Here is a 21,213-nt window from a genome sequence, read left to right on the forward strand (position 1 = left end):
CACGCGTTCGCACAGGTCGGCTTGCTTCCGGGCTGAACTAACTGGAATTTACCGGAACGCCGCCCCGGCCATTTCCAGCGCTTTTATTGGAGGCGCCGCGAAAAAAATGAAACAAATGACGATGAACACCATCGATGCCTGATTGGCAATGTGTCAGTTAATGAAAGGAGATTCCTTTTTATTCTACCGACGAGTAACACTCAGGTCGTTTGGACTGGTCAGGGCAAATTCGGACAACTGACCAGTAAACTTCGGTGGGGTGTAGCGGCGGTCACGATGACGCGACGGCCGCATCACGCCGTGGCAGAGCCGTCGGAATGGCTTGCGAGTTCACCGAGCACCGCCACCAGCAGACGTTCGGCGGCCGCCTTGTCGAGCGGATTGTTGCCGTTGCCGCACTTGGGTGATTGCACACAGGACGGACAACCCTCGTGGCACCCACAGCTGCGGATCGCGTCGAGCGTTGCCGACAACCATGCGCTGAGCTGGGCGAACCCGCGCTCGGCGAAGCCCGCGCCACCCGGCTGTCCGTCGTAGACGAACACTGTCGGCGCGCCGGTATCGGGATGCTCGGCGATGGAAACACCGCCGATATCCCAGCGGTCACACCCCGCCACCAGCGGCAACATCCCGATGGCCGCATGCTCGGCGGCATGCAGGGCGCCGGGAAGCTGGTCGTCGGAGATACCGGCGGCGGTGAGCAGCCGCGGCGTGACGGTGTAGAGGACGGCTTTGGTGTGCAGGGTCTGCGCGGGCAGGTCGAGTTCCACCTGGTCGAGCACCTCGCCGGTCACCAGCGTGCGCAGGTAGCCGATGACCTGGTTGGTCACCGCGACCTGCGCCGATGCTGCCGTGACCGCACCGAATACCCGCTGCTCGAGCACCGTTTCGATGCTGATCGAGGTGATCTGTCTGGCGCTGGTCGTGAAACCTGGGTCCACCTCGTTGACGAACGCCACACCACCGTCGAGGTCGAGTTCGTCGACCAGGTAGGTCTCGCCCTGATGCAGGTGCACGGCACCGTCGTGCAGCGTGGCCGGTGCCCGCCCGGCGTCGGCGGTGCCGAGCAACCGCCCGCTCTCGGCGTCGACGATCGCGATGGGCGTGCCGAGTCCGCCGCGCACATCGACGGCGTCGTGCGGGTGGCTCTGTGCCGTCACATGCCAGCGCGCCGGCAGACGCCCGGATCCGGGCCTGCGCCTGATCAGGCCCTGTTCGGCCAGGTCAGCGAGTACGTCGGCGGCCCGGAGCTCGGTCACCTCGGCGTCGGTGAGCGGCAGTTCCAGTGCGGCGCACAGCAGTTGCGGACCCAGGATGTACGGGTTGTACGGGTCGGTGATCGTCGCCTCGATCGGTCGGTCGAGGAGGGCTTCCGGGTGATGCACGAGATAGGTGTCGAGGGGATCGTCCGTCGCGACGAGCACAACCAGCGAACCTTGCCTACGCCTGCCCGCCCTGCCCGCCTGCTGCCAGAAGGACGCGACCGTGCCGGGAAAACCGGCGATGACGACGGCATCGAGACCGGCGATGTCGACACCGAGCTCGAGCGCGTTGGTGCTCGCCACACCGAGCAGATCGCCGCGCGACAGCGCCTGCTCGAGCTCCCGCCTGTCCTCGGCGAGATAACCGGCGCGATAGGCGGCGATGTGTTCTCGCAGCTCAGGGGCGGTATCAGCGAGCACTCGACGCGCCTCGAGTGCGATCAACTCGGCTCCGCGCCGGGAACGCACGAAGGTCAGCGTCCGCGCCCCTTCGGCTACCAGGCTCGCCATGATCTTGGCGGCCTCACCCGTCGCGGTACGCCGAACAGGCGCCCCGTTCTCCCCGGTCACCGCGGTACTCAACGGCGGTTCCCACAGCGCGACGGTGCGCGCACCGCGCGGCGAACCGTCCTCGGTGACGGCGGTGACCGGCGCCCCGACCAGCCGGCTCGCCGACCCGGCCGGATCGGCGCTGGTGGCCGAGCACAGGATGAACACCGGATCGGCACCGTAGAACCGCGCGAGCCTTCGCAACCTGCGCAGCACCAGCGCCACATGCGAACCGAACACCCCTCGGTACGCGTGGCATTCGTCGACCACCACGTAACGGAGGTTGCGCAACACCCGTGACCAGCGCTGATGCGACCGCAGCACCCCCACATGCAGCATGTCGGGATTGGTGAAGATCCAGCGCGCATTGGCCCGAACCCACTGCCTGACCTCGGCGGGAGTGTCACCGTCGTAGCTCGCCGGATGGGCTTCGCGCAGCGGGTTGTCGTGGATCAGCGAGCCGACGGCCCGCAACTGATCAGCACCCAAAGCCTTCGTCGGGGACAGGTACAGGGCGGTCGCGCGCGGGTCGTCGCGCAGGGCGGTGAGGACCGGCAACTGGTAGCCGAGGGACTTACCGGAGGCGGTTCCGGTGCTCACGACGACGTGTTCGCCCGCTGCGGCGAGCTCGGCGGTGCGGGTCTGATGCGCCCACGGCCGCTCGATTCCCTGGGCACTCAGCGCGCTGACCAGCTCCGACGGCACCCAATCCGGCCAGGCCGTCGTGCGGGCCGGCCGTGCGGGCAGCTCCGCGACATGGGTCAGCGGACCAGTGCTCGATGCCGCATCGAGCAGGACACGATTCAGCAACGATCGACCGTAACTTTCGGCCGCGGACGACGCGCGGACCTCGGTCCGCTCTGTCGGATTCATCCGGTTGCCCTCTCATGCGACATCGGAAGTGTGAAACGTGTGTGTGCGCCGAGGGCTACCTGGGTTTTCGTAACCCAATAGCGACCTGGGTCACAGGAGGTTTGCTGGAAGCTCACCCGGTTATCCCTAAGCAAACAGACTGAAAGTACGGATACACCCAATCGTCCCCTTACCTGCGCATTCGCAAGATCAAGAATTTTGCAAATTGTCGGTAACTCGACTGTTGAATTGCTCGGAGACATGGTTCACTGGGTCTCGGTCGCAAGCTTCTGTGTTCGAGGTACGGATCCAAAGTCCAACCATCAGCAGGATCGATGTTGCGAACGCCGTGCTCAGGTTTTCCTTGCAGGGGGATCCAACAGTACAGCGGTCTCAACGGACCCGGTGGACGAACCCAGTTGTCCGCCGTTCCGGTAAGAAAGAGAAGGAACAGAATGGCACAGGGAACTGTGAAGTGGTTCAACGCGGAGAAGGGGTTCGGCTTCATCGCGCCCGAGGACGGCTCCGCTGACGTCTTCGTCCACTACTCGGAGATCCAGGGCACGGGCTTCCGTACCCTCGAGGAAAACCAGAAGGTCGAGTTCGAGGTCGGCCAGGGCACCAAGGGCCCGCAGGCCACCGGCGTTCGCGCGCTCTCCTGAGCTGCGAAACACAACTACGCCCGTCCCCCACCCCCGTGCGCGGAGGTGGGGGACGAGCCATTTCCGGGTACGATCGGCCAGAACGGCAGACCCGGGACACGCGAGCACGCGCACCTGAAAACCCCGGCGCCAGCCGCCGACGGCGCTTCTTCCCATGGGCGCAGGGTATAAACGTCACTGGTGGCGATGTCGAACGTCGCGCCGTCTGCCCCAGCCGCGCTCCGAGCGGACCTCCCGAGGCGCGGATCTAGAAGGAAGGTGTTCGCCGGTGGCAACACGAGACCGCAGTTCAGCCGACCAGGGGCGACCCCTGCGTCGTCTCGTGATCGTCGAGTCCCCGACGAAGGCCCGCAAGATCGCGCCTTACCTCGGCCGCAACTACACCGTCGAAGCTTCCGTCGGCCACATCCGCGACCTCCCACGCGGCGCCGCCGATGTGCCCGCCAAATACAAGGGCCAGCCCTGGGCCCGCCTCGGTGTCGACGTCGACCACGACTTCGAGCCGATCTATGTCGTCAGCCCCGACAAGAAGGCCAAGGTCGCCGAACTGAAGGGCCTGCTGGCCGACGCCGACGAGCTCTACCTCGCCACCGACCCCGACCGCGAGGGTGAGGCCATCGCCTGGCACCTGCTCGAAACGCTCAAGCCGAAGGTCCCGGTGCGCCGGATGGTCTTCCACGAGATCACCGAGCCCGCCATCCTGGCGGCCGCCGCCGACACCCGCGACCTCGACAACGACCTGGTCGACGCGCAGGAAACCCGCCGCATCCTCGACCGCCTCTACGGCTACGAGGTCAGCCCGGTGCTGTGGAAGAAGGTCATGCCGCGCCTGTCGGCCGGTCGCGTGCAGTCGGTGGCCACCCGGGTGATCGTGCAGCGTGAGCGTGAGCGCATCGCGTTCCGCTCCGCCGAGTACTGGGATATCGCCGCCAAGCTCGACGCGGGCCCCGACGAGAAGTCCGATTCGACCAACCCGCGCACCTTCGGCGCCCGTTTGGTTCAGGTCGAGGGCGCGCGCGTGGCCTCGGGCCGCGATTTCGGTTCCGACGGTCAGCTCAAGTCCGCGTCCGGTGTGGTCGTGCTGGACGAGGCGTACGCGCGCCGGCTCGCCGAGTCGCTCGACGGTGTCGACCTGGTGGTCAGCTCGGCCGAGGCCAAGCCGTACACGCGCAAGCCATATCCGCCGTTCATGACCTCGACGCTGCAGCAGGAAGCGGGCCGCAAGCTGCGGTTCACCTCCGAGCGCACGATGCGCGTCGCGCAGCGGCTGTACGAAAACGGCTACATCACCTATATGCGAACCGACTCGACCACGCTGTCGGAGTCGGCGATCGCCGCGGCCCGTTCCCAGGCCACCCAGCTCTACGGCGCGGAGTACGTGTCGCCCACGCCGCGTCAGTACAACCGCAAGGTCAAGAACGCGCAGGAGGCACACGAGGCGATCCGCCCGTCGGGCGACACCTTCATGACGCCGGGCCAGCTCGCGTCGAAGGTCGACCAGGACGAATTCCGCCTCTACGAGCTGATCTGGCAGCGCACTGTCGCCTCGCAGATGGCCGACGCGCGCGGCACCACGCTCACCCTCCGCATCACCGGCACCGCGCGTTCCGGTGAGGAGTGCGTGTTCTCGTCCTCGGGCCGCACCATCACCTTCCCCGGCTTCCTCAAGGCTTATGTCGAGAGTGTCGACGAGGAGGCGGGCGGCCAGTCCGACGACGCCGAGTCGCGCCTGCCCGCACTCGAAGAGGGTCAAGCGGTCACCGCCGTCGAACTGAACCCCGACGGCCACAGCACCAACCCGCCCGCCCGATACACCGAGGCCTCGCTCATCAAGACGCTCGAGGAACTCGGCATCGGCCGACCCTCGACCTACTCCTCGATCATCAAGACGATTCTCGATCGCGGGTATGTGTACAAGCGCGGCAGTGCGCTGGTGCCGTCGTGGGTGGCCTTCGCGGTGATCGGTCTGCTCGAGGCGTACTTCGGCAGGCTCGTCGACTTCGACTTCACCGCCGCCATGGAGGACGACCTCGACGCCATCGCCGGAGGGCGCGAGCAGCGCGGAAACTGGTTGTCCAGCTTCTATTTCGGTGGTGAGAACGGCGCCGAGGGTTCGGTCGCGCGTTCGGGTGGCCTCAAGAAGATGGTCTCCGTGCAGCTCGACGACATCGACGCGCGTGAAGTGAACTCGATCAAGATGTTCGTCGACGACGAGGGCCGCGATGTGGTGGTCCGCGTCGGCCGGTTCGGACCGTATCTGGAGCGCATGGTCGTCAATCCCGATGACCCGGACGGCGATCCGATCTCGCAGCGCGCCAACCTGCCCGACGATCTGCCGCCCGACGAGCTGACTCCCGAGGTCGCCGAGAAGCTGTTCTCGACGCCGCAGGAGGGTCGTTCGCTCGGCATCGACCCGGCCACCGGGCACGAAATCGTCGCCAAGGAAGGACGTTTCGGGCCGTACGTCACCGAGATCCTGCCGGAACCGCCCGCGCCGGACCCCGCCGCCGCACCCGCGAAGAAGACGACGAAGAAGGCCGCGGAGGTCAAGCCGCGCACCGGGTCGCTGTTCAAGTCGATGGACCTGTCGACGATCACGCTCGACGACGCGTTGAAGCTGCTGTCGCTGCCGCGCGTGGTCGGTAACGACCCCACCTCGGGCGAGGAGATCACGGCGCAGAACGGCCGCTACGGCCCGTACCTGAAGAAGGGCACCGACTCCCGTTCGCTGGCGTCGGAAGAGCAGTTGTTCACCGTCACCTTGGACGAGGCGCTCAAGCTCTACGCCGAACCCAAGCGGCGTGGGCGGCAGGCGGCGAGCGCGGCTCCGCTGCGCGAGCTCGGCAAGGATGCGGCCACCGACCGGCCGATGGTCATCAAGGACGGCCGTTTCGGTCCGTACGTCACCGATGGTGAGACCAACGCGAGCCTGCGCAAGGGTGACGAAGTGGAGTCGATCACCGACGAGCGCGCCTCGGAGCTGCTGGCGGAACGGCGCGCGCGTGGCCCGGTGAAGAAGAAGGCGACGGCGAAGAAGGCGGCCAAGAAGGCGCCCGCCAAGAAGACCGCGGCCAAGTCGACGGCGACCAAGACGGCGGCCAAGAAGACCACAGCAAAGAAGACGACCGCGAAGAAGACTGCCGCGAAGAAGGCCCCTGCCAAGAAGGCGACAGCGAAAAGCGCTGGGGCGAGCGAAGACTGACACATCGGTCCGTTCGGCGATAGTTCGGGTCGAGGTGGCCGATGGGTCAGCGGCATGACAGCAATGCGTGCCAACGCTGAGCGAGTGCTGCTGACGTTGTCGACGGCGCGTCATCCGGCAACGGCCGTAGTTTTGTGCGGCCGACGAGCTGCGGCCGAGAGTCGGTTGCGCGCCGAGGTGCGGCTGATGCACCGGCTGCATGGAGCGGCGTGCTTGGCGTGACGGTCGGGCACCGGGTAGCCAGGTCGGAGCCGCCACCGCCCTCGGGGTTGTCGGTGCGCGCGGCTAGGGTGTGATGCTGTGGCAGGAGTCTTCGATCGACTGGTCGGCCAAGACGTGGTCGAGACCGAGCTGACCGCTGCCGCCACTGCGGCGCGGGCCGGTGTGGTCACCGGGGCGATGACGCATTCCTGGCTGTTCACCGGGCCGCCGGGGTCCGGGCGTTCCATCGCCGCGCTGTGTTTCGCGGCGGCCCTGCAGTGCACGGACCCGGAGACCGTCGGCTGTGGTAGATGCCACGCCTGCACGACCACGATGGCCGGAACGCACGGTGACGTGCGTCGGGTCGTACCCGAAGGCCTCAGCATCAGCACCAAGGAGATGCGCGAGATCGTGCAGGTCGCCTCGCGGCGGCCGAGTACCGGCCGCTGGCAGGTGGTCGTGGTCGAGGACGCCGACCGGCTCACCGAGGCGGCGGGCAACGTGCTGCTCAAGGTGGTGGAGGAACCGCCGGACCGCACTGTCTTCCTGCTGTGCGCGCCCTCGGTCGATCCCGAGGACATCTCGGTCACGCTGCGTTCGCGGTGCAGGCATGTGCACCTGGTCACGCCGTCGGTGCCGTCCATCGCACAGGTGCTGAAAGAGCGCGACGGGCTCGATGCGAAGACTGCCGAGTGGGCCGCGTCGGTGAGCGGCGGGCACGTCGGCCGGGCGCGCCGCCTGGCCACCGACGACGACGCCCGCAAACGCCGCCAGCGCGCGCTCGCCCTGGTCAAGGCCACCGAGCGCCCGGGCGCCGCCTACGCCGCCGCCGACGAACTGGTGAAATCGGCCGACGACGAAGCCAAACAGATGAGCTCCGAACGCGACGACCGCGAACGCGACGAACTCGCCACCGCCCTCGGCGCGGGCGGCACCGGCAAAGGCGCGGCCTCGGCCACCCGCGGCTCGGCAGGCGTACTGAAGGAACTGGAACGCCGCCAGAAATCCCGCGCCACCCGCACCGGCCGCGACGCCCTCGACCGCGCCCTCATCGACGTGGCAGGCATGTACCGCGACGCCCTCGCCCTCCGCTTCGCCGGCCGAGGCGCCACCATCACCCTCACCCACCCCGACATGGCCGACGAGATCACCGACCTCGCCGCCTCGGTCCGCCCCGAAGGCCTCCTGCGCAGCATCGACGCCGTCCTCGCCTGCCGCGAAGCCCTCGACCTCAACGTAAAACCCCGCTTCGCGGTAGCCGCCATGGTCGCCACCCTCATCGCCGCCCGCTCCACCTGACCTGATTACGTTGCCGCCCTAGCCATTTCACCCCCCTCTTGGCTGACGGATCCAGTGAATCCCGCCGGATGTACCGGCATACTTTCCCCATGGAATGGGGCACCGGCGGGGGAGCGTTCGAGGTGGCGTCTCGGAGATCAGGGCCGAATCGATGAGCAGGCGACGTTCCCGCCCCGGTCGCTACCGCTCGCTGCACGTCCACGGTTATCGCAGCACGGCGCCGACGCCGATCCTGTGGGTATTCGCCGCAGTCGTCGTCGGCGCCTTCCTCTTCCTGGCGGTTCTGACCGCCCTCAACATGCAGTCGCCGGAGAAGGAGAGCACGCCAACCACCGTGATCGCGCCGGAGCCGTCGGCCACCCTGATCCCGCCGCCCCCGCCTCTTACACCCCCCTCCTGCTACCCCTTCCAACCTTCCTGCTGACCCCACGATGACCAGCGGTTTTCGCGTTCCGACCCCGAGGCGATAGACTCGCACCGCCGAAAGGTACGCCGCCTTAGCTCAGTCGGTAGAGCGCTTCACTCGTAATGAAAAGGTCGGGGGTTCGATTCCCCCAGGCGGCTCCAGTTCAGAGGTCCTGTCCGGTTCGCCGGGGAGGGCCTTTCTGGTTTCAGGGTGTCGTGCCCTTGCCAAGTGATCTACTGGATCTGCGAGGAGCACCACGTGGTCGACTGCTGGGTCGAACCCGAGTACCGGGCGACCGTACGCGCCGTCGGCAGACATGAACACTGGTTTGCCCAGCCGGCGGCCGAGCAGGCACAGGAAGGCGCAGAGGGTATCCACTCCCGTCTGACCCTGTAGTTCCCGCAGGCTTATGTAGAAGTCGATCTCCGTGGCCGACATCAGACTGAAGATGACCTCTACACCCGGCGCAGGCCGGACAGCCAGATCGGCCATCTCCTCGTCGGTGGAGCGCGGCAGTACCTCCACCGCAGCGGGCAGCGGTCGCTCGACGAGGCCTTCCCGGTACTTCCATGTCCACCTGCTGGATCGGACCAGGTCGAACACTGTCTGCCAGTCTTCGATCGAGGCGTCGGGTACCCACAGATCGGGCAGGTGGCCCATGGCGTTCGGGTCGAAGAAGTTCCTCACGTCGTTCCACAGCAGATCCGGCATCGCGTCATGCTGCCAGAGCAATCCAGGCAACGCACCGGGGTTTCGTTGCGCCCCGGGAATGAGTCGCCGAAACCTCGATTACACCGGCTCAGAGTGCGCGCGAACCCCTTGGCTGTCCAATGTCGACAGATCGGCGATCGCTTGCAGGCGGCGTTGCTCGCTCGGCATCGACAGACTGAGATAGAGGCCAAAGATGCCGCGGCGCTTGTAGCGCATTCGGCGCGACAGTTGAATGTTCGTTGTCGCCCAGGAGGCTCCGAATGTTTCGGCTATCTTGCGGTCGGTTTGGAAGAACATCCGGTGAGCCCAGAGGAATGCGCCGGTCAGGTACATGCAGGTCCAGAGGGCGAGGAACAGTGCGAGAAGTAGGTTGAAGCCCAGCTGAGATACATCCAGCGCCCCTGCGACATAGCCGGTGAGGCAAGCGAAGGGCAGGGGGAGCAGCGTGACGATGGCTACGAACTTCGGCATTCCGGATTCCGTCAGGTGGGAGTACGTGACCGCTGCGGCCAGTTCGCTGTCACGCTCCGCCTCGGAGAGGGTATCGAACTGTGGGGTCAGTGCGATCCACGGGCGCAGGACCACGGTTCTAATCCAAATGCCCTCGGGCAGCACCTTTTCCGACACCTTGCCTCGTTTCACGCGAGGCTTCCGGACATCGAGGATGACCGCCAGTTCCTGAGCACGCCTGGTATACGCATCTAGATCCACTCGCACATGATCTATTGCGGAGTACCGAACCCAGGTCGAAATTCTCTAACCTCACAGGGCGCCGGGCCGGCTATGACACGGATATCGTGCCCACTCAGCACCGAGCGCCTTGGCTTCAGCTGCCGGGGAATATCAGCGGAGCCGTCACGTGGAAGCTGCGATCGATGGCCTCGACCAGGTCGGTGCCTTTGCTGCCCAATCTGCCTCGTTCAGACCATGCCTGGACACAGGCCAGGAACCCGACCAGGTCGCGGTGAACTCTGTTCAGCAGCCCCGGTAATGAGGAACGCTCGACCACGACACTTTGTGCTGCCTGGCGATCGGCGCCGCTGTCCTGCCACACGCGAAGCTCATCGACACCGATCTCGACTTCGGGTGTCGGGCCGTGGCCCAGCCACGGCGGTGTTCCTGTTAGCACATCGACCCACTCGCGCCACTCCTCCAGCCCAGCACAACATCCCGGTTCGATCACCGCCCCGGTGACTGTGTCGGTCAAGCGCAGGCCACCGGGTTGGAGGAGTGTCTCCTCGGCAAGCAAGGCTGTCACGACCTCGTCTCGGCTGCCAGTGGTCTCGAGCCCGCGGGTCAGGCCGCTTACGAACAGGCCGACTTCGGCGTCCGAGCAACCACGATGGATCGGTACGAAGGAATATGGTTCGGCCGGGAGCACCGGCCAGGGCTGTGGTGGCTCGAAGTCGAAGTTCGGTACTTCGACGACAGCCTGCATCGTGATCACCTGGCTACTGAAGCAGAGCCGAGCACGCACTTCCTCCCATTTATCGTGCGGTGCCAGACCTCGCGACGTCACCTGAAGTAAGTGTGCATATTGTTCTTTGCATAGACGAGTGTGCAAAGCCTAGTGTGCATGTATGGATGGTGTGGAACCCAGGGAGATTACGGATCCGGTGGCGCTCAGGGCGTTGGCGCATCCTTTGCGGCAGCGGATTCTGCGGGCGTTGGCGGAGAAGGGGCCTGCTACGGCTACGGGGTTGGCGGAGGTGTTGGGGGAGAACACGGGGGCTACCAGTTATCACCTGCGGCAGCTGGCTGAGCACGGGTTCATCGAGGAGGCGCCGGAGCTGGCCAAGGGGAAGGAGCGGTGGTGGCGGTCGCCGCCGAAGGATCTGCGGTATCGGCTGGACAAGTCGCAGTCGCCGGAGATGCGGGAGCTGCTGGAGGGGTTGGTGGCGCAGCACATCGCCGAGGATGTCGAGCTGTTCGGGCGGTTCCAGGCCGAGCGGGACAGGCTCGGCGAGTGGGGTGACGTGATGCCGTTCTCGCGCGGGGCGATCTATGCGACGCGCGAGGAGCTCGACGCCTTCTGCGAGGAGTATCTCGCGTTGCTCAAACGCTTTCAGGCCACGCACGCCGAAAAACGACCCGGTGCGCGTCGGGTGCTGACCCGTTTCATCGCGTTCCCCGCACCCGGAATGGACGAGTAGGAACCCGCATGATCACCCGAATCATCTTGCTCGCCAGTATGATCGCGGCTCTCATAGCCTTCGCGCCGACAGCAGGCGCCGACGAGACCACCACCGCCGACATCACCTTCACGCGATCCGACGGCACCACCACCACGGGTACCGTGCACGCCCCGGTGGGTGCCACCGGGCTGCCGGGAGTCGTTCTCGTGCACGGTTCCGGCGATGGACGCAGCCCTCAATACACGCAGATCGCGACTGCGTTCGCACGTCAGGGCATCGTCACGCTCCGATACGAGAAGCGAACGGAGGACTACACGCCGGCGCATCGCGACTACTCCCTGCTCGCGGATGACGCCCTCGCGGGTGCTGCGGCCCTGCGCGAACGACCCGAAGTGGATCCCGCGCGCGTCGGTCTGTGGGGTTTGTCCGAAGGCGGTTGGGTTGCGCCGCTTGCTGCTTCGCGTTCGGATGACGTCGCGTTCCTGATCGTCGTCGGTGCGAATGCCGGTGCCCCGGCGGCGCAGCAGGCCTGGGCGAACGAGACCCGGTTCGGGGCTGCGGGTGTGCGCGGCTCGATGGTCGATACGTTGGGACGCAACGCGATTCGTGTCAGTGCGGCCGCGGGCCTGTTCGCCCAGGCGTACTACGATCCGGTGCCGGTGCTGGAAGCCATCGGACAGCCGGTGCTCGCCATCTGGGGCGACAAGGACCGGCTCACCCCACCTGGCGACAGCCTGCGGGGGTTCCGCGACGCTTTCGATCGAGTAGGGAAAACCGACTACACCCTGCGAACGCTGGATGCGCAGCACGGCGCCTTCACGACCACCGACGGTTTCGACAAGGGCGCGGACCTGGCGCCCGGATACCCCGAACTCGTGGGCGATTGGGTGAAAGGCCTGCCCGGCTCGGCGGGCAAGCACTCGGATGAACCCGCCGCGCAAGCGCATTCGGTGACACCGCTGGCACCACAGGCATGGTGGGAATCGCCGACGGCGCTGTTGGTCCTCTTCCTCGGCACCGTGCTCACCCTGCTCGGCTACGTGCTCACCGGGTTTGCCAGTGCGTGGCGTCTGCCTCGAGCCGGAGTCGCACGCGTGCTGGTGACAACAGCCGGGATCGGGATCATCGGCACGATCGCCCAGGTGTTGTACGTGGCGTCGACCAGGGCGACCTCGTTCGGCCCGTTGCTGTTCGGCCGCACCCTGCCCTGGCTGACCTTGCAGGTGATCGCGGTGTGTGCGGTGTGCTCGCTCATCTACCTCATCGCCCGACGCGGGACCATACTCGATGGCGCGGGGAAGGGTGCGCGCGTCCGATGGATGCTGGTCGTCGTCGGCGGCATCGGATTCACCCTGTGGGCCCTGTACTGGGGACTGCTGTTGCCCTGATGTGTAACAACGCTAACGATATGCCCGACTGCTATATAACGAGCCAAGGGAGATTCCGTATGAGGAAATCAGTGGTCGCGGCAGTTCGCCTCACAGCCGCCGCAGCGGCGGTGGTGGGGTTCTCGGCTGTTGTCGGTTCCGGCGCCGCGCACGCGGGCCCACAGGACTGTGTGGTCACCCGCGATCTGGTCGGCGCTTCGGTCAGCTGTCATGACACCGGTGCGCCCGCGAGCCGCGAGTACAGCCTGATCGTCGAATGCTGGGGACTGGCAGGCATTCCGAATGCGTTCCCGCTCATGGGAATCGGGCCCTACCGGGGCTCGTGGAGCGGCGCGATCAGCCCGACCGGGCAGGGTGCGGCGTCCTGCATCGGGCCGTACAGCATCGGCACCGCGACCAACGCGTACGTGGTGGTCTACCGGGAGTGAACTCGCGACCGACACGGAAAAGGCCCTCGACCACGTGGTCGAGGGCCTTTTCCGGTTGGCCCCCTGAGCCGGTCGCCGTTGACCGTGCTCAGGAAGTTCGTGGTCGGTCAGCGGGCGGCCTTGCGGGTGCGCGTCGACCGGGAGTGGGCGCTGAGCAGGACACGGCGCAGGGTGGTGTCGAAGGCTTCGGTGTCTTCGATATTGCTGAGGTGACCGTGCGGCAGGACGTGGAAGTCGGTCAGGTGGCCGGAGCGGCGCAGGACCTCGACCATGGGCCGTGACATGCGCGGCGGGAGGAGGCGGTCCTGGGCGCTGGCGATCACCGTGGTGGGGACCGTCAGGTTGGCGGTGCCCGCGGTGAGGTCCATGTCGGCCATGGCCGCGGCGTGCCGGGCGCGGGCGAGCGGACGACACGAGCGGATGATGCCGATCGCGAAATCGATCTCGTCGGCGGTCGCCTCCGGGGTGAGGATGCGGTAGCGGAACACCTGCTCGGTGAGCCAGCCGCCCGGAATCGGGACCGGCGTGAACAGCACGGTCTCGCTGATCTGCTGCGGCATCCGGATCGGCGCGCCGAGGATGGTCACGGGGGTGGTGGCCACGGTGAGCTGCTTGTTGAGCAGCGGCAGCAGGTCGGTTTCGGCGCGGATGTCGGAGTTGGCGGTGTTGGCCAGCAGCACGGCGGCGGCTCGCTCGGTGACCTGCTCGGGGTGATGCTTGGCCCAGGCCTGGATGGTCAGGCCACCCATGCTGTGACCGGCGAGCACGGCCTGTTCGCCGGGGCGAAGCGTCGCTTCGAGGACGGTGGCGAGGTCGTCGGCGAGGGTGTGCTCGCTGGGGGCCGCGGTGCCGAGCGTCGATTCGCCGTGGCCGCGCTGGTCGTAGGCGACCACGCGATAGCTGTCGGCGAAGGCGCTGATCTGCGGGTTCCAGTACTCGATGCTGCACGCCCAGCCGTGGATGAGCACCAGCGTCGGAGCGGTGTCGTCGCCGTAGACGTGCACCCGGAGCTCGGCGCCGTCGGCGGTGGTGACCGGGACGACCCGGTGCGGGGCGGCGGGGGCGTTGAGCTTCGCGGTGGCGAAACTGCGGGTACGCAGCCCGGCACGGAACTGGGCGGTCAGTGCGCCGGACTCGAAACTCGAGACCGTGGAACGCGCTGCCGCGAGCGTCATCATCGACTTCGCAAGCATATCGGCACTCCTTTGTGTCGTAGGCCACCGTACAGTGCGAGCTTGCGTGCTAGCTAGTGTTAGCGGGTCAGAGTGTCCCATTTGTTGCCGAGTGGGTATCAACACCCGCTTACCTTGTGAAATCGTCCGAAGCGGCCGGGGAATTACAGGCGTTGTGGCGGCCTCCACCGGGCGCCGTTACCGTAAGAGGGTGGACAACGCGCACGTCGCGACCGGGATTTCCGGCGCAGCCGGCACCCCGGCGCCGCCCTGGCGACGGTTCGCGCCGCCGCTGATCGCCGCTGGTCTCGGGATCGGCACCCTGGCACTGCTGCATTTCCGTGACCCGCACGTGGAGGGTTCCTACGGCCTGTGCCCGGTGTACGCGATGTTCGGGGTCTACTGCCCCGGTTGCGGCGGGATGCGCGCGATGCACAACCTCACCGACGGCCGCATCATCGATTCCCTGCACAGCAACCTGCTCGCGCTGCCGCTGACCCTCGCGTTCGCGGCCTTCGTCGTCGACTGGTTCCTGCGCGCCAGACGCGGGCAAGGCTGGCGGTTACCCGGCTTGAGCCCGGTGACGGTGTGGACCTTCCTCGGCCTGCTCATCGGGTATTCGGTGCTGCGCAACACCCCGTGGGGGACCTGGCTCACGCCCGTCTGAGGCTGGCGTGCGCCCGGGTCGACGGGCAATCTGGAACTATGCGCGATTCACTGAAGGACCGGGTCCGGCAGAAGTTGCAGCGTCATCTCGCCGAGGACGGGCCCGACCCCGAGCAGGACGACAACCGCCACATTTCGGTGGCCGACGATCTGGAAGCACTCGAGATGGTGCCCGCCGACGACCCGCTCGTCGAGGAATTGGCCCAGCGCTACTTGGTGTTCTGAGGCAGCTGCGGCAACGGCTTGGTGCCCAGCCACACCGCGAACAGCCCGCGCAGCGGGGCGACGCTGTAATGACCCGCGAGGTCGACGAAGTCCTCGGTGGTCACCGACGAATGCCGGTAGCGCGCGGTCCATTCGCGGATGAGCTGGAAGAACAGGTGGTCGCGCAGTTCCAGGCGCAACGCGTGCAGGGTGAGGGCGCCGCGCTTGTAGACGCGGTCGTCGAACATGTCCGCCGGGCCGGGATCGCCGACGATGATGTCCTGCGGTTGGCGGACGAGGTTCGCGTGCGCGGCGCGCGCCAGCTGATCGGCGCCCGGCCCGCCCGAGGCCTCCGACCAGAGCCATTCGGCGTAACAGGCGAAGCCTTCGTGCAGCCAGATGTCGCGCCACTGCCGCAGGGTCAGGCTGTTGCCGAACCACTGGTGTGCCAGTTCGTGGGCGACGAGTCGTTCGGCGCCGCGCCTTCCGTCGCAGTGGTTGGCGCCGAAGACGGAGATGCCCTGTGCCTCGATCGGGATGTCGAGGTCGTCGTCGGTGACGACCACGCTGTAGTTCTCGAACGGGTACGGCCCGAATTTCTCGGTGAACAACGCCATCATCTGCGGCTGACGCGCGAAGTCGTGCTCGAAGTTCGCGCGCAACCGCGGCGGGACGATCGCCTGCATCGGCACCGGCTCGCCGGGACTGCCCACGCGGTACTTGCGGTAGTTGCCGATCTGGATGGTCGCCAGGTAGGTGGCCATCGGTTCGGGTGCCTCGTACACCCAGGTGGTCTGGCTCGCCTTGGCCTGCTTACGCATCAGGGTGCCGTTGGCCAGCGCGTAGTACGGGCTGTCGGTGGTGATCGAAATGCGGTAGGACGCTTTGGAACTCGGGTGGTCGTCGCAGGGGAACCACGACGCCGCGCCGTTGGGCTGGCTGGCCACCAGTGAGCCCTCGGTGAGTTCCTCCCAGCCCACCTCGCCCCACGGTCCGCGCACCGGTTTCGGCGTGCCCGAATAGTGCACGGCGATCTCGAGCACCCCGCCCGCCGGGATCTTCTGCTGCGGAGTGAGCGCCAGCTTGCCGCGCTGATGACTGAACTTCACCGACTTGGACCCGTTGACGAACACCTTCGACACCCCGAGCGCGGGGGACAGGTCGAGGGTGAACGACGAACGAACCTCGGTGGTGACCGCGATGATCACCGCACGCCCGGCCAGCCGATTGCTGGCCGGTTTGTAGCTCAGCTCCAGCTCGTAGCGCGACACCCGGTAGCCGCGATTGCCGTTCTGTGGGAGGTAGACGTCGATCGGGTCCTCGTAGAACGAGCGCATCAACTGGCCCAGGGCGTGATGGGGTTGCCCCACCAGCGGGTCGACGGCGGAACCACGTCGCCGCGCATGACGAGCGAGGCCGGTCCGATGGTGGCGCCCGCGCCGATGTGGGCGGCGGGCAGGGCGACGCAGTGCGGGCCGAGGGTCGCGCCGGCGTCGAGGGTCACCGTGTCCATGGACATGATGCGGTCGTGGAACAGGTGGGTCTGCACCACGCAGCCGCGTTCCACGGTCGCGCCGTCACCGAGTGTCACCAGGTCTGCCTCCGGAAGCCAATAGGATTCGCACCATACCCCTCGGCCGATCTTGGCACCGAGTCCGCGCAACCACAGATTCATCACCGGGGTACCCGTGGCGGCCCGGGCGAACCAGGGCGCGGCGACGGTCTCGACGAACGCGTCCGACACCTCGTTACGCCACACGAACGAGCTCCACAGCGGATGCTCCACCGCCCGGATACGGCCTACCAGAAGCCATTTCGCGGCGACGGCGATCATGCCCGCCACCGCGCCCGCCGCCATCAGCACCAGTCCCGACAGCAGCGCCGCGACCAGATAGTCGCTGTGCTGGGCGATCAGGGCGAGGGTGAACAGCACGCCGAGGCCGATGGCGAAGGTCACCATCACCGGGATCAGCCGGCAGGTCTCCACGAACGCGCGCGCCAGCTTCAACCGCAGCGGCGGGTCGAAAGTGCGCGAGGTATCGGAGGATTCGGCCGCGCGACGCAACCGCACGGGCGGGCTGCCCAGCCACGACGACCCGGCCTTCGCCTTGCTCGGCGCCGCCGACAGCACCGCGACGAGCCCGTTCTTCGGCACCCGGCGACCGGGTGCGGTCATCCCGGAATTGCCGAGGAAGGCGCGCTTTCCGACCTTGGCCTCGCCGATGCGCAGCCAGCCGCCGCCGAGTTCGTAACTGCCGATCATGGTGTCGTCGGCCAGGAACGCGCCGTCGGCGACCACGGTGAACTTGGGCAGCAACAGCACCGTCGAGGCTTCGACGTTCTTGCCGATCCGCGCGCCGAGCAGCCGCAACCAGATCGGGGTGAGCAGGCTGGCATACAGCGGGAACAGGAAGGTTCGGGCCGAGTCCAGCAGGCGTTCGGTGGCCCACACCTGCCAGCCCGTGCGGCTGCGCACCGGGTGGTAGCCCTCGCGCAGGCCGATGCCGAGCAGGCGGACCGCGATCACCGTCGCCACCGCGTACACACCGAGGCTGAGCAGGGTGGCGACCGGCAGGATCGCGAAGCCGCGCAGGGCGGCGGCGCCGATGGTCGTCTCCTCGCGCACCCACCAGGCGATGAACGTGCCGCCGACGGCCAGGCCGAGCACCGGCATCGCGGCCAGCGCCATCGACGACAGGCCGAACACGATCAGCCAGTGCCTGGCGCGCTCGGGGGAGTGGTCGGGCCAGCGGCGCGGTGCCTTACCGGTCTTCGCCGCCGGTGAGCCCGCCCATTCCTGTTCGCCCTTGACCTTGCCGGACACGGCCGAACCGGGCGCGATCTCGGCCCGCTTACCGATCTTGGTTCCGGGCAGCAGGATCGACCTGGCGCCGATCACCGCGCCGTCGCCGATGGTGATGCCGCCGATGTGCACGCGGTCGCCGTCGACCCAGTAACCGGACAGGTCGACCTCGGGTTCCACGCTCGCGCCGTCACCGAGTTCGAGCATGCCGGTGACCGGCGGCAGGGAGTGTAGGTCGACGCCCTTGCCGATCTTGGCGCCGAGGGCTCGCGCGAACGGCACCATCAACGGCGCACCCGAAAGACTTTCGGCGCCACTGGCTTCCGAGAGACGCACGGCCGCCCACAGGCGAAGATGCACCCACGAACCGCGCGGGTAGGTGCCGGGGCGTAACCCGGCGAGCAGCACGCGGGCACCCGCAACGCACAGTGTCATCCGGCCGATCGGCGAGATGAACAGTACGAAGGCCAGCACGATCCACCACCACGACAGCCGGGGCAACCACGGCAGCGAACCGGACCAGCCGGCGATCGCCGACACCACCGCCAGCCAGGTGACCCACTGCAAGCCGGTGAGTGTGGTGAGCGGGATGGTGGCCAGTAACTGGGTGAGCTGTGCGCGCAGGGGAGTCGGTTCCACCACCCGCGCGTCGACGGCGGCGACAGGGGCGCTGCCGTCGAGGAACTGCACCAGCGAACCCAGGCGCGGATGATCGTAGAGATCGGCCACCGTGACATGCGGATACCGCTCACGCAGCGCGCCGACCAGCTGGGCGGCCGAGAGCGAACCGCCGCCCACATCGAAGAAGTCGGTGTCCAGATCGGTGACCTCGGCGCCGAGAATGGCGTCCCACAGTCCCGCGACCCAGGCGGCGGTGCCGCTCAGCCCGTGGTCGGCGGTGTCGTCGGTACTCGGCAGCGGCCAGGGCAGAGCATCGCGGTCGACCTTGCCGGAGGTGCGTGTCGGCAGGTCGGCAACCACCGCCAGGCGCGGAACCAACGGTGCCGGAAGTTGTTCGGCCAGAATCTTTCTGGCCTGCTTGGCGTCGAAGTCGGGTCCGGCGCCGGTGAGGTAGCCGACGAGGATCTTGTTGCCCGCCTTGGTTGTCCGGATCGCGGCGGCCGCACCGCTCACGCCGGGCAGATGCTGCAGGGCGTTGTCGATCTCGCCGAGTTCGATGCGGCGGCCACCGATCTTGATCTGATCGTCGGCGCGACCGAGGAAGATCAGGCCCTCGGGGTCGTTGCGCACGAGATCGCCACTGCGATAAGCACGTTCCCAACCGAGCGATGGCAGCGGGGCGTACTTCTCGGCGTCCTTGGCCGGGTCGAGATAGCGGGCCAGGCCGACACCGCCGATCACGAGTTCGCCGGTTTCGCCCGTCGGTACCGGGTTGCCCTGCGGGTCGACCACGGTGAGGTCCCAGCCGTCGAGCGGCAGGCCGATGCGTACGGGCATCTCGCCGGTGAGCAGCGCCGCGCACGCGACGACTGTCGCCTCGGTGGGGCCGTAGGTGTTCCACACCTCGCGCTCGGCGCCCGCCAGACGTTCGGCCAGCTCCGGCGGCACGGCCTCGCCGCCGAAGATCAGCAACCGCACCGATTCCAGGGCATCCGAGGGCCAGGTGGCGGCCAGTGTCGGCACCGTGGAGACGACGCTGATCTCGCGGCGCATCAACCACGGCCCGAGATCGGCGCCGGTGCGGACCAGGTCGCGCGGGGCGGGAACGAGGCAGGCGCCGTTGCGCCAGGCCAGCCACATCTCCTCGCAGGAGGCGTCGAACGCCACCGACAGGCCGGCCAGCACGCGGTCGCCGGGGCCGATCGGGGCGTCGCGCAGGAACAACCGGGCCTCGGCGTCGACGAACGCGGCGGCGTTGCGGTGGGTCACCGCAACACCTTTCGGGGTGCCGGTGGAACCGGAGGTGAAGATGATCCAGGCGTCGTCGGCGGGAGTCGGCAGGGTGTGCGGATCATTGTGACCGTTGCCCGCGACGGCGGTGTCGGACTCGATGCCCGCGGCGGTCGCGATCGCGCTCACCCGCGCCTCACCGAAGACGAGCCGGGCGCGTTCCTCCGGGTCGTCGGCGTCGACGGGCACGTAGGCGGCGCCGCAGTAGAGCACCGCGAGAATGGTGACGTACAGCGCGGCGCTGCCCGAGGGCATCCGCACGCCCACCCGGTCGCCCGGGCGGACCCCGGCGTCGGCGAGCTGGGTCATCCTGGCTTCGATCGCGGCAACCAGCTCCATATAGCTGAGCACGGTCGTGCCGTCGTCGATCGCGGGCGCGTCGGGGTGAGCGAGGGCGGTGCTGGTGAGAATGTCGACCAGGGTGCGTGGCGGCGCGGCCAGATCGGCGCGCAGCAGCGGATCACGCCGCCGGTTCGCCGGGCCCTCGGTGCGTGGCTCGAGCATCGTGCTCAGTCCACCTCTCATCGGTTGACCCCCATCGGTGTCTGTTGTTTCACGGTCGGGTTACCGGAGGGCAAACGGGATGGTCACCAGTTGCCAACGGTACCGGGAGTTGTCGGGCGCGCCCGGCAGCTACGGGGCGGGCGCCGCGGATGTCTCGCCGAGTGCGGTGAGCGCGAGCCGGTGCAGGGTGGACTGCTCGTCGGCGTCGAGCCGGGCGAGGACGCGCGCGGTGGCCTCGGCGATCAGCTTGTCGGTGCGCTTGCACTGCTTGCGGCCCGCTTCGGTGATGCGCAGCCGGTATTTGCGGCGATCCTTGCCGTCTCGGGTGCGTTCGACCAGGCCCGCGCCCTCCAGTGCGTCGATCAGGCGGACCACCTCGCTGCGGTCGATGCCGAGTGACTCGCCGACCTTCTTCTGGGTGAGGTCGGCGTTCTCCCCGATGAAGGTGAGCACCCAGTGGTCACGCAGCGGGACGTCGATCTCGGCGTGCATGGCCTTGGTGAGCCTGCCGAGCGCGTACACCGGGTAGCGCGCCAGGCCGCGTTCGGGGTTCGTGGTCGAGGGCATGGCGGCCACTCTAACAAATAGTGGGGGAACTCAATCATTTGGGGTGTCCATGATGGGGCTTGCCGCCTGTCGGCGCAGGGGCAATCCAGGGGCAATCGGGACCTGGTGGCGAGCAACATCTTTCGATCGGTGGTTGACAGCGGCCCGGATCGTCTGCCAATCTCGATGCCAGGTCACGAGTATCAGCGACAAGCCCCGGCTAGCTGGTCGGCAACCCTCCTCCGCGGTGGGGTGCTCCGGGTGACGACCAGGCCGACGTCCGAGGTGGACGCGGCAAGCGCGGACTCTCGC

The 21,213-nt window shown here is 67.4% G+C and carries 17 protein-coding genes, 1 tRNA gene and 1 riboswitch; of the genes, 11 read left to right on the forward strand and 7 right to left on the reverse strand.

Annotated elements, in window-relative coordinates:
• Positions 1-293: 293 nt before the first annotated feature.
• Positions 294-2,684 carry a DEAD/DEAH box helicase gene (locus tag NCO8_RS15935; protein ID WP_084457223.1) on the reverse strand — a complete coding sequence of 797 codons (2,391 nt, stop codon included), beginning with the start codon at positions 2,682-2,684 and terminating at the stop codon, positions 294-296.
• 434 nt (positions 2,685-3,118) lie between these two features.
• On the opposite strand from NCO8_RS15935, the gene NCO8_RS15940 reads away from it, so the two are divergent.
• The 6 genes from NCO8_RS15940 (at position 3,119) to NCO8_RS31860 (ending at position 8,829) form a co-directional block, all read left to right on the forward strand.
• On the forward strand, positions 3,119-3,325 hold the full coding sequence (locus NCO8_RS15940) for a cold-shock protein (RefSeq protein ID WP_019044597.1): 207 nt from the start codon (positions 3,119-3,121) through the stop codon (positions 3,323-3,325).
• A 268-nt stretch (positions 3,326-3,593) separates the two neighbouring features.
• A complete protein-coding gene (topA, locus tag NCO8_RS15945; RefSeq protein WP_067640498.1) occupies positions 3,594-6,527 on the forward strand; it encodes a type I DNA topoisomerase in 2,934 nt (977 codons plus the stop codon).
• A 300-nt stretch (positions 6,528-6,827) separates the two neighbouring features.
• Positions 6,828-8,027: a DNA polymerase III subunit delta' gene (locus NCO8_RS15950; RefSeq protein ID WP_067640500.1), complete on the forward strand. Its 1,200-nt coding sequence runs from the start codon at positions 6,828-6,830 to the stop codon at positions 8,025-8,027.
• Positions 8,028-8,178: 151 nt separating this feature from the next.
• Complete coding sequence (locus NCO8_RS15955; protein ID WP_157104939.1) at positions 8,179-8,451, forward strand: hypothetical protein; 273 nt, start codon at positions 8,179-8,181, stop codon at positions 8,449-8,451.
• Between the two features lie 67 nt (positions 8,452-8,518).
• Positions 8,519-8,594: transfer RNA gene (locus NCO8_RS15960), tRNA-Thr, on the forward strand.
• Between the two features lie 67 nt (positions 8,595-8,661).
• Positions 8,662-8,829: a hypothetical protein gene (locus tag NCO8_RS31860; RefSeq protein ID WP_167353292.1), complete on the forward strand. Its 168-nt coding sequence runs from the start codon at positions 8,662-8,664 to the stop codon at positions 8,827-8,829.
• Between the two features lie 393 nt (positions 8,830-9,222).
• On the opposite strand, the gene NCO8_RS15970 is transcribed toward NCO8_RS31860, so the two are convergent.
• Positions 9,223-9,855 (reverse strand): hypothetical protein, encoded by a 633-nt coding sequence (locus tag NCO8_RS15970; RefSeq protein WP_067640505.1) that lies wholly within the window; start codon positions 9,853-9,855, stop codon positions 9,223-9,225.
• A gap of 115 nt (positions 9,856-9,970) precedes the next feature.
• Positions 9,971-10,591, reverse strand: a complete 621-nt coding sequence (locus NCO8_RS15975) for a hypothetical protein (RefSeq protein WP_067640507.1) — start codon at positions 10,589-10,591, stop codon at positions 9,971-9,973.
• A 133-nt stretch (positions 10,592-10,724) separates the two neighbouring features.
• Between NCO8_RS15975 and NCO8_RS15980 the strand changes: the two genes are divergently transcribed.
• Genes NCO8_RS15980 through NCO8_RS15990 form a run of 3 tightly spaced genes read left to right on the forward strand, consistent with a single transcriptional unit; the run spans position 10,725 to position 13,095 of the window.
• A complete protein-coding gene (locus NCO8_RS15980) occupies positions 10,725-11,297 on the forward strand; it encodes a winged helix-turn-helix domain-containing protein (RefSeq protein WP_067640509.1) in 573 nt (190 codons plus the stop codon).
• Positions 11,298-11,305: 8 nt separating this feature from the next.
• Positions 11,306-12,667, forward strand: a complete 1,362-nt coding sequence (locus tag NCO8_RS15985; RefSeq protein WP_067640511.1) for an alpha/beta hydrolase family protein — start codon at positions 11,306-11,308, stop codon at positions 12,665-12,667.
• A 59-nt stretch (positions 12,668-12,726) separates the two neighbouring features.
• Positions 12,727-13,095, forward strand: a complete 369-nt coding sequence (locus NCO8_RS15990) for a hypothetical protein (protein ID WP_245655387.1) — start codon at positions 12,727-12,729, stop codon at positions 13,093-13,095.
• A 107-nt stretch (positions 13,096-13,202) separates the two neighbouring features.
• Here the strand turns inward: NCO8_RS15990 and NCO8_RS15995 are convergent, their stop codons facing one another.
• On the reverse strand, positions 13,203-14,288 hold the full coding sequence (locus tag NCO8_RS15995; protein ID WP_067640513.1) for an alpha/beta fold hydrolase: 1,086 nt from the start codon (positions 14,286-14,288) through the stop codon (positions 13,203-13,205).
• Between the two features lie 190 nt (positions 14,289-14,478).
• On the opposite strand from NCO8_RS15995, the gene NCO8_RS16000 reads away from it, so the two are divergent.
• Both NCO8_RS16000 and NCO8_RS16005 read left to right on the forward strand, forming a co-directional pair.
• On the forward strand, positions 14,479-14,934 hold the full coding sequence (locus tag NCO8_RS16000) for a DUF2752 domain-containing protein (RefSeq protein ID WP_067640817.1): 456 nt from the start codon (positions 14,479-14,481) through the stop codon (positions 14,932-14,934).
• A 38-nt stretch (positions 14,935-14,972) separates the two neighbouring features.
• Positions 14,973-15,158 carry a hypothetical protein gene (locus NCO8_RS16005; RefSeq protein ID WP_067495829.1) on the forward strand — a complete coding sequence of 62 codons (186 nt, stop codon included), beginning with the start codon at positions 14,973-14,975 and terminating at the stop codon, positions 15,156-15,158.
• Here the strand turns inward: NCO8_RS16005 and NCO8_RS16010 are convergent.
• From NCO8_RS16010 to NCO8_RS16020, 3 genes are all read right to left on the reverse strand, one after another.
• Positions 15,143-16,474, reverse strand: coding sequence for a M1 family metallopeptidase (locus tag NCO8_RS16010; protein WP_067640819.1), 1,332 nt, complete (start codon positions 16,472-16,474; stop codon positions 15,143-15,145). The genes NCO8_RS16005 and NCO8_RS16010 overlap by 16 nt on opposite strands.
• Entirely contained in the window at positions 16,474-20,355 is a 3,882-nt protein-coding gene (locus NCO8_RS16015) for a Pls/PosA family non-ribosomal peptide synthetase (RefSeq protein ID WP_067640515.1), read from the reverse strand. The genes NCO8_RS16010 and NCO8_RS16015 overlap by 1 nt, the downstream gene beginning before the upstream one ends.
• Before the next feature lie 129 nt (positions 20,356-20,484).
• Positions 20,485-20,922 carry a MarR family winged helix-turn-helix transcriptional regulator gene (locus NCO8_RS16020; RefSeq protein ID WP_067640821.1) on the reverse strand — a complete coding sequence of 146 codons (438 nt, stop codon included), beginning with the start codon at positions 20,920-20,922 and terminating at the stop codon, positions 20,485-20,487.
• Positions 20,923-21,093: 171 nt separating this feature from the next.
• Positions 21,094-21,208: riboswitch (SAM riboswitch) on the forward strand.
• Positions 21,209-21,213: the final 5 nt, after the last annotated feature.

Source organism: Nocardia coubleae NBRC 108252 (assembly GCF_001612805.1).
In the GTDB taxonomy this organism is placed as follows: Bacteria; Actinomycetota; Actinomycetes; order Mycobacteriales; family Mycobacteriaceae; genus Nocardia; species Nocardia coubleae.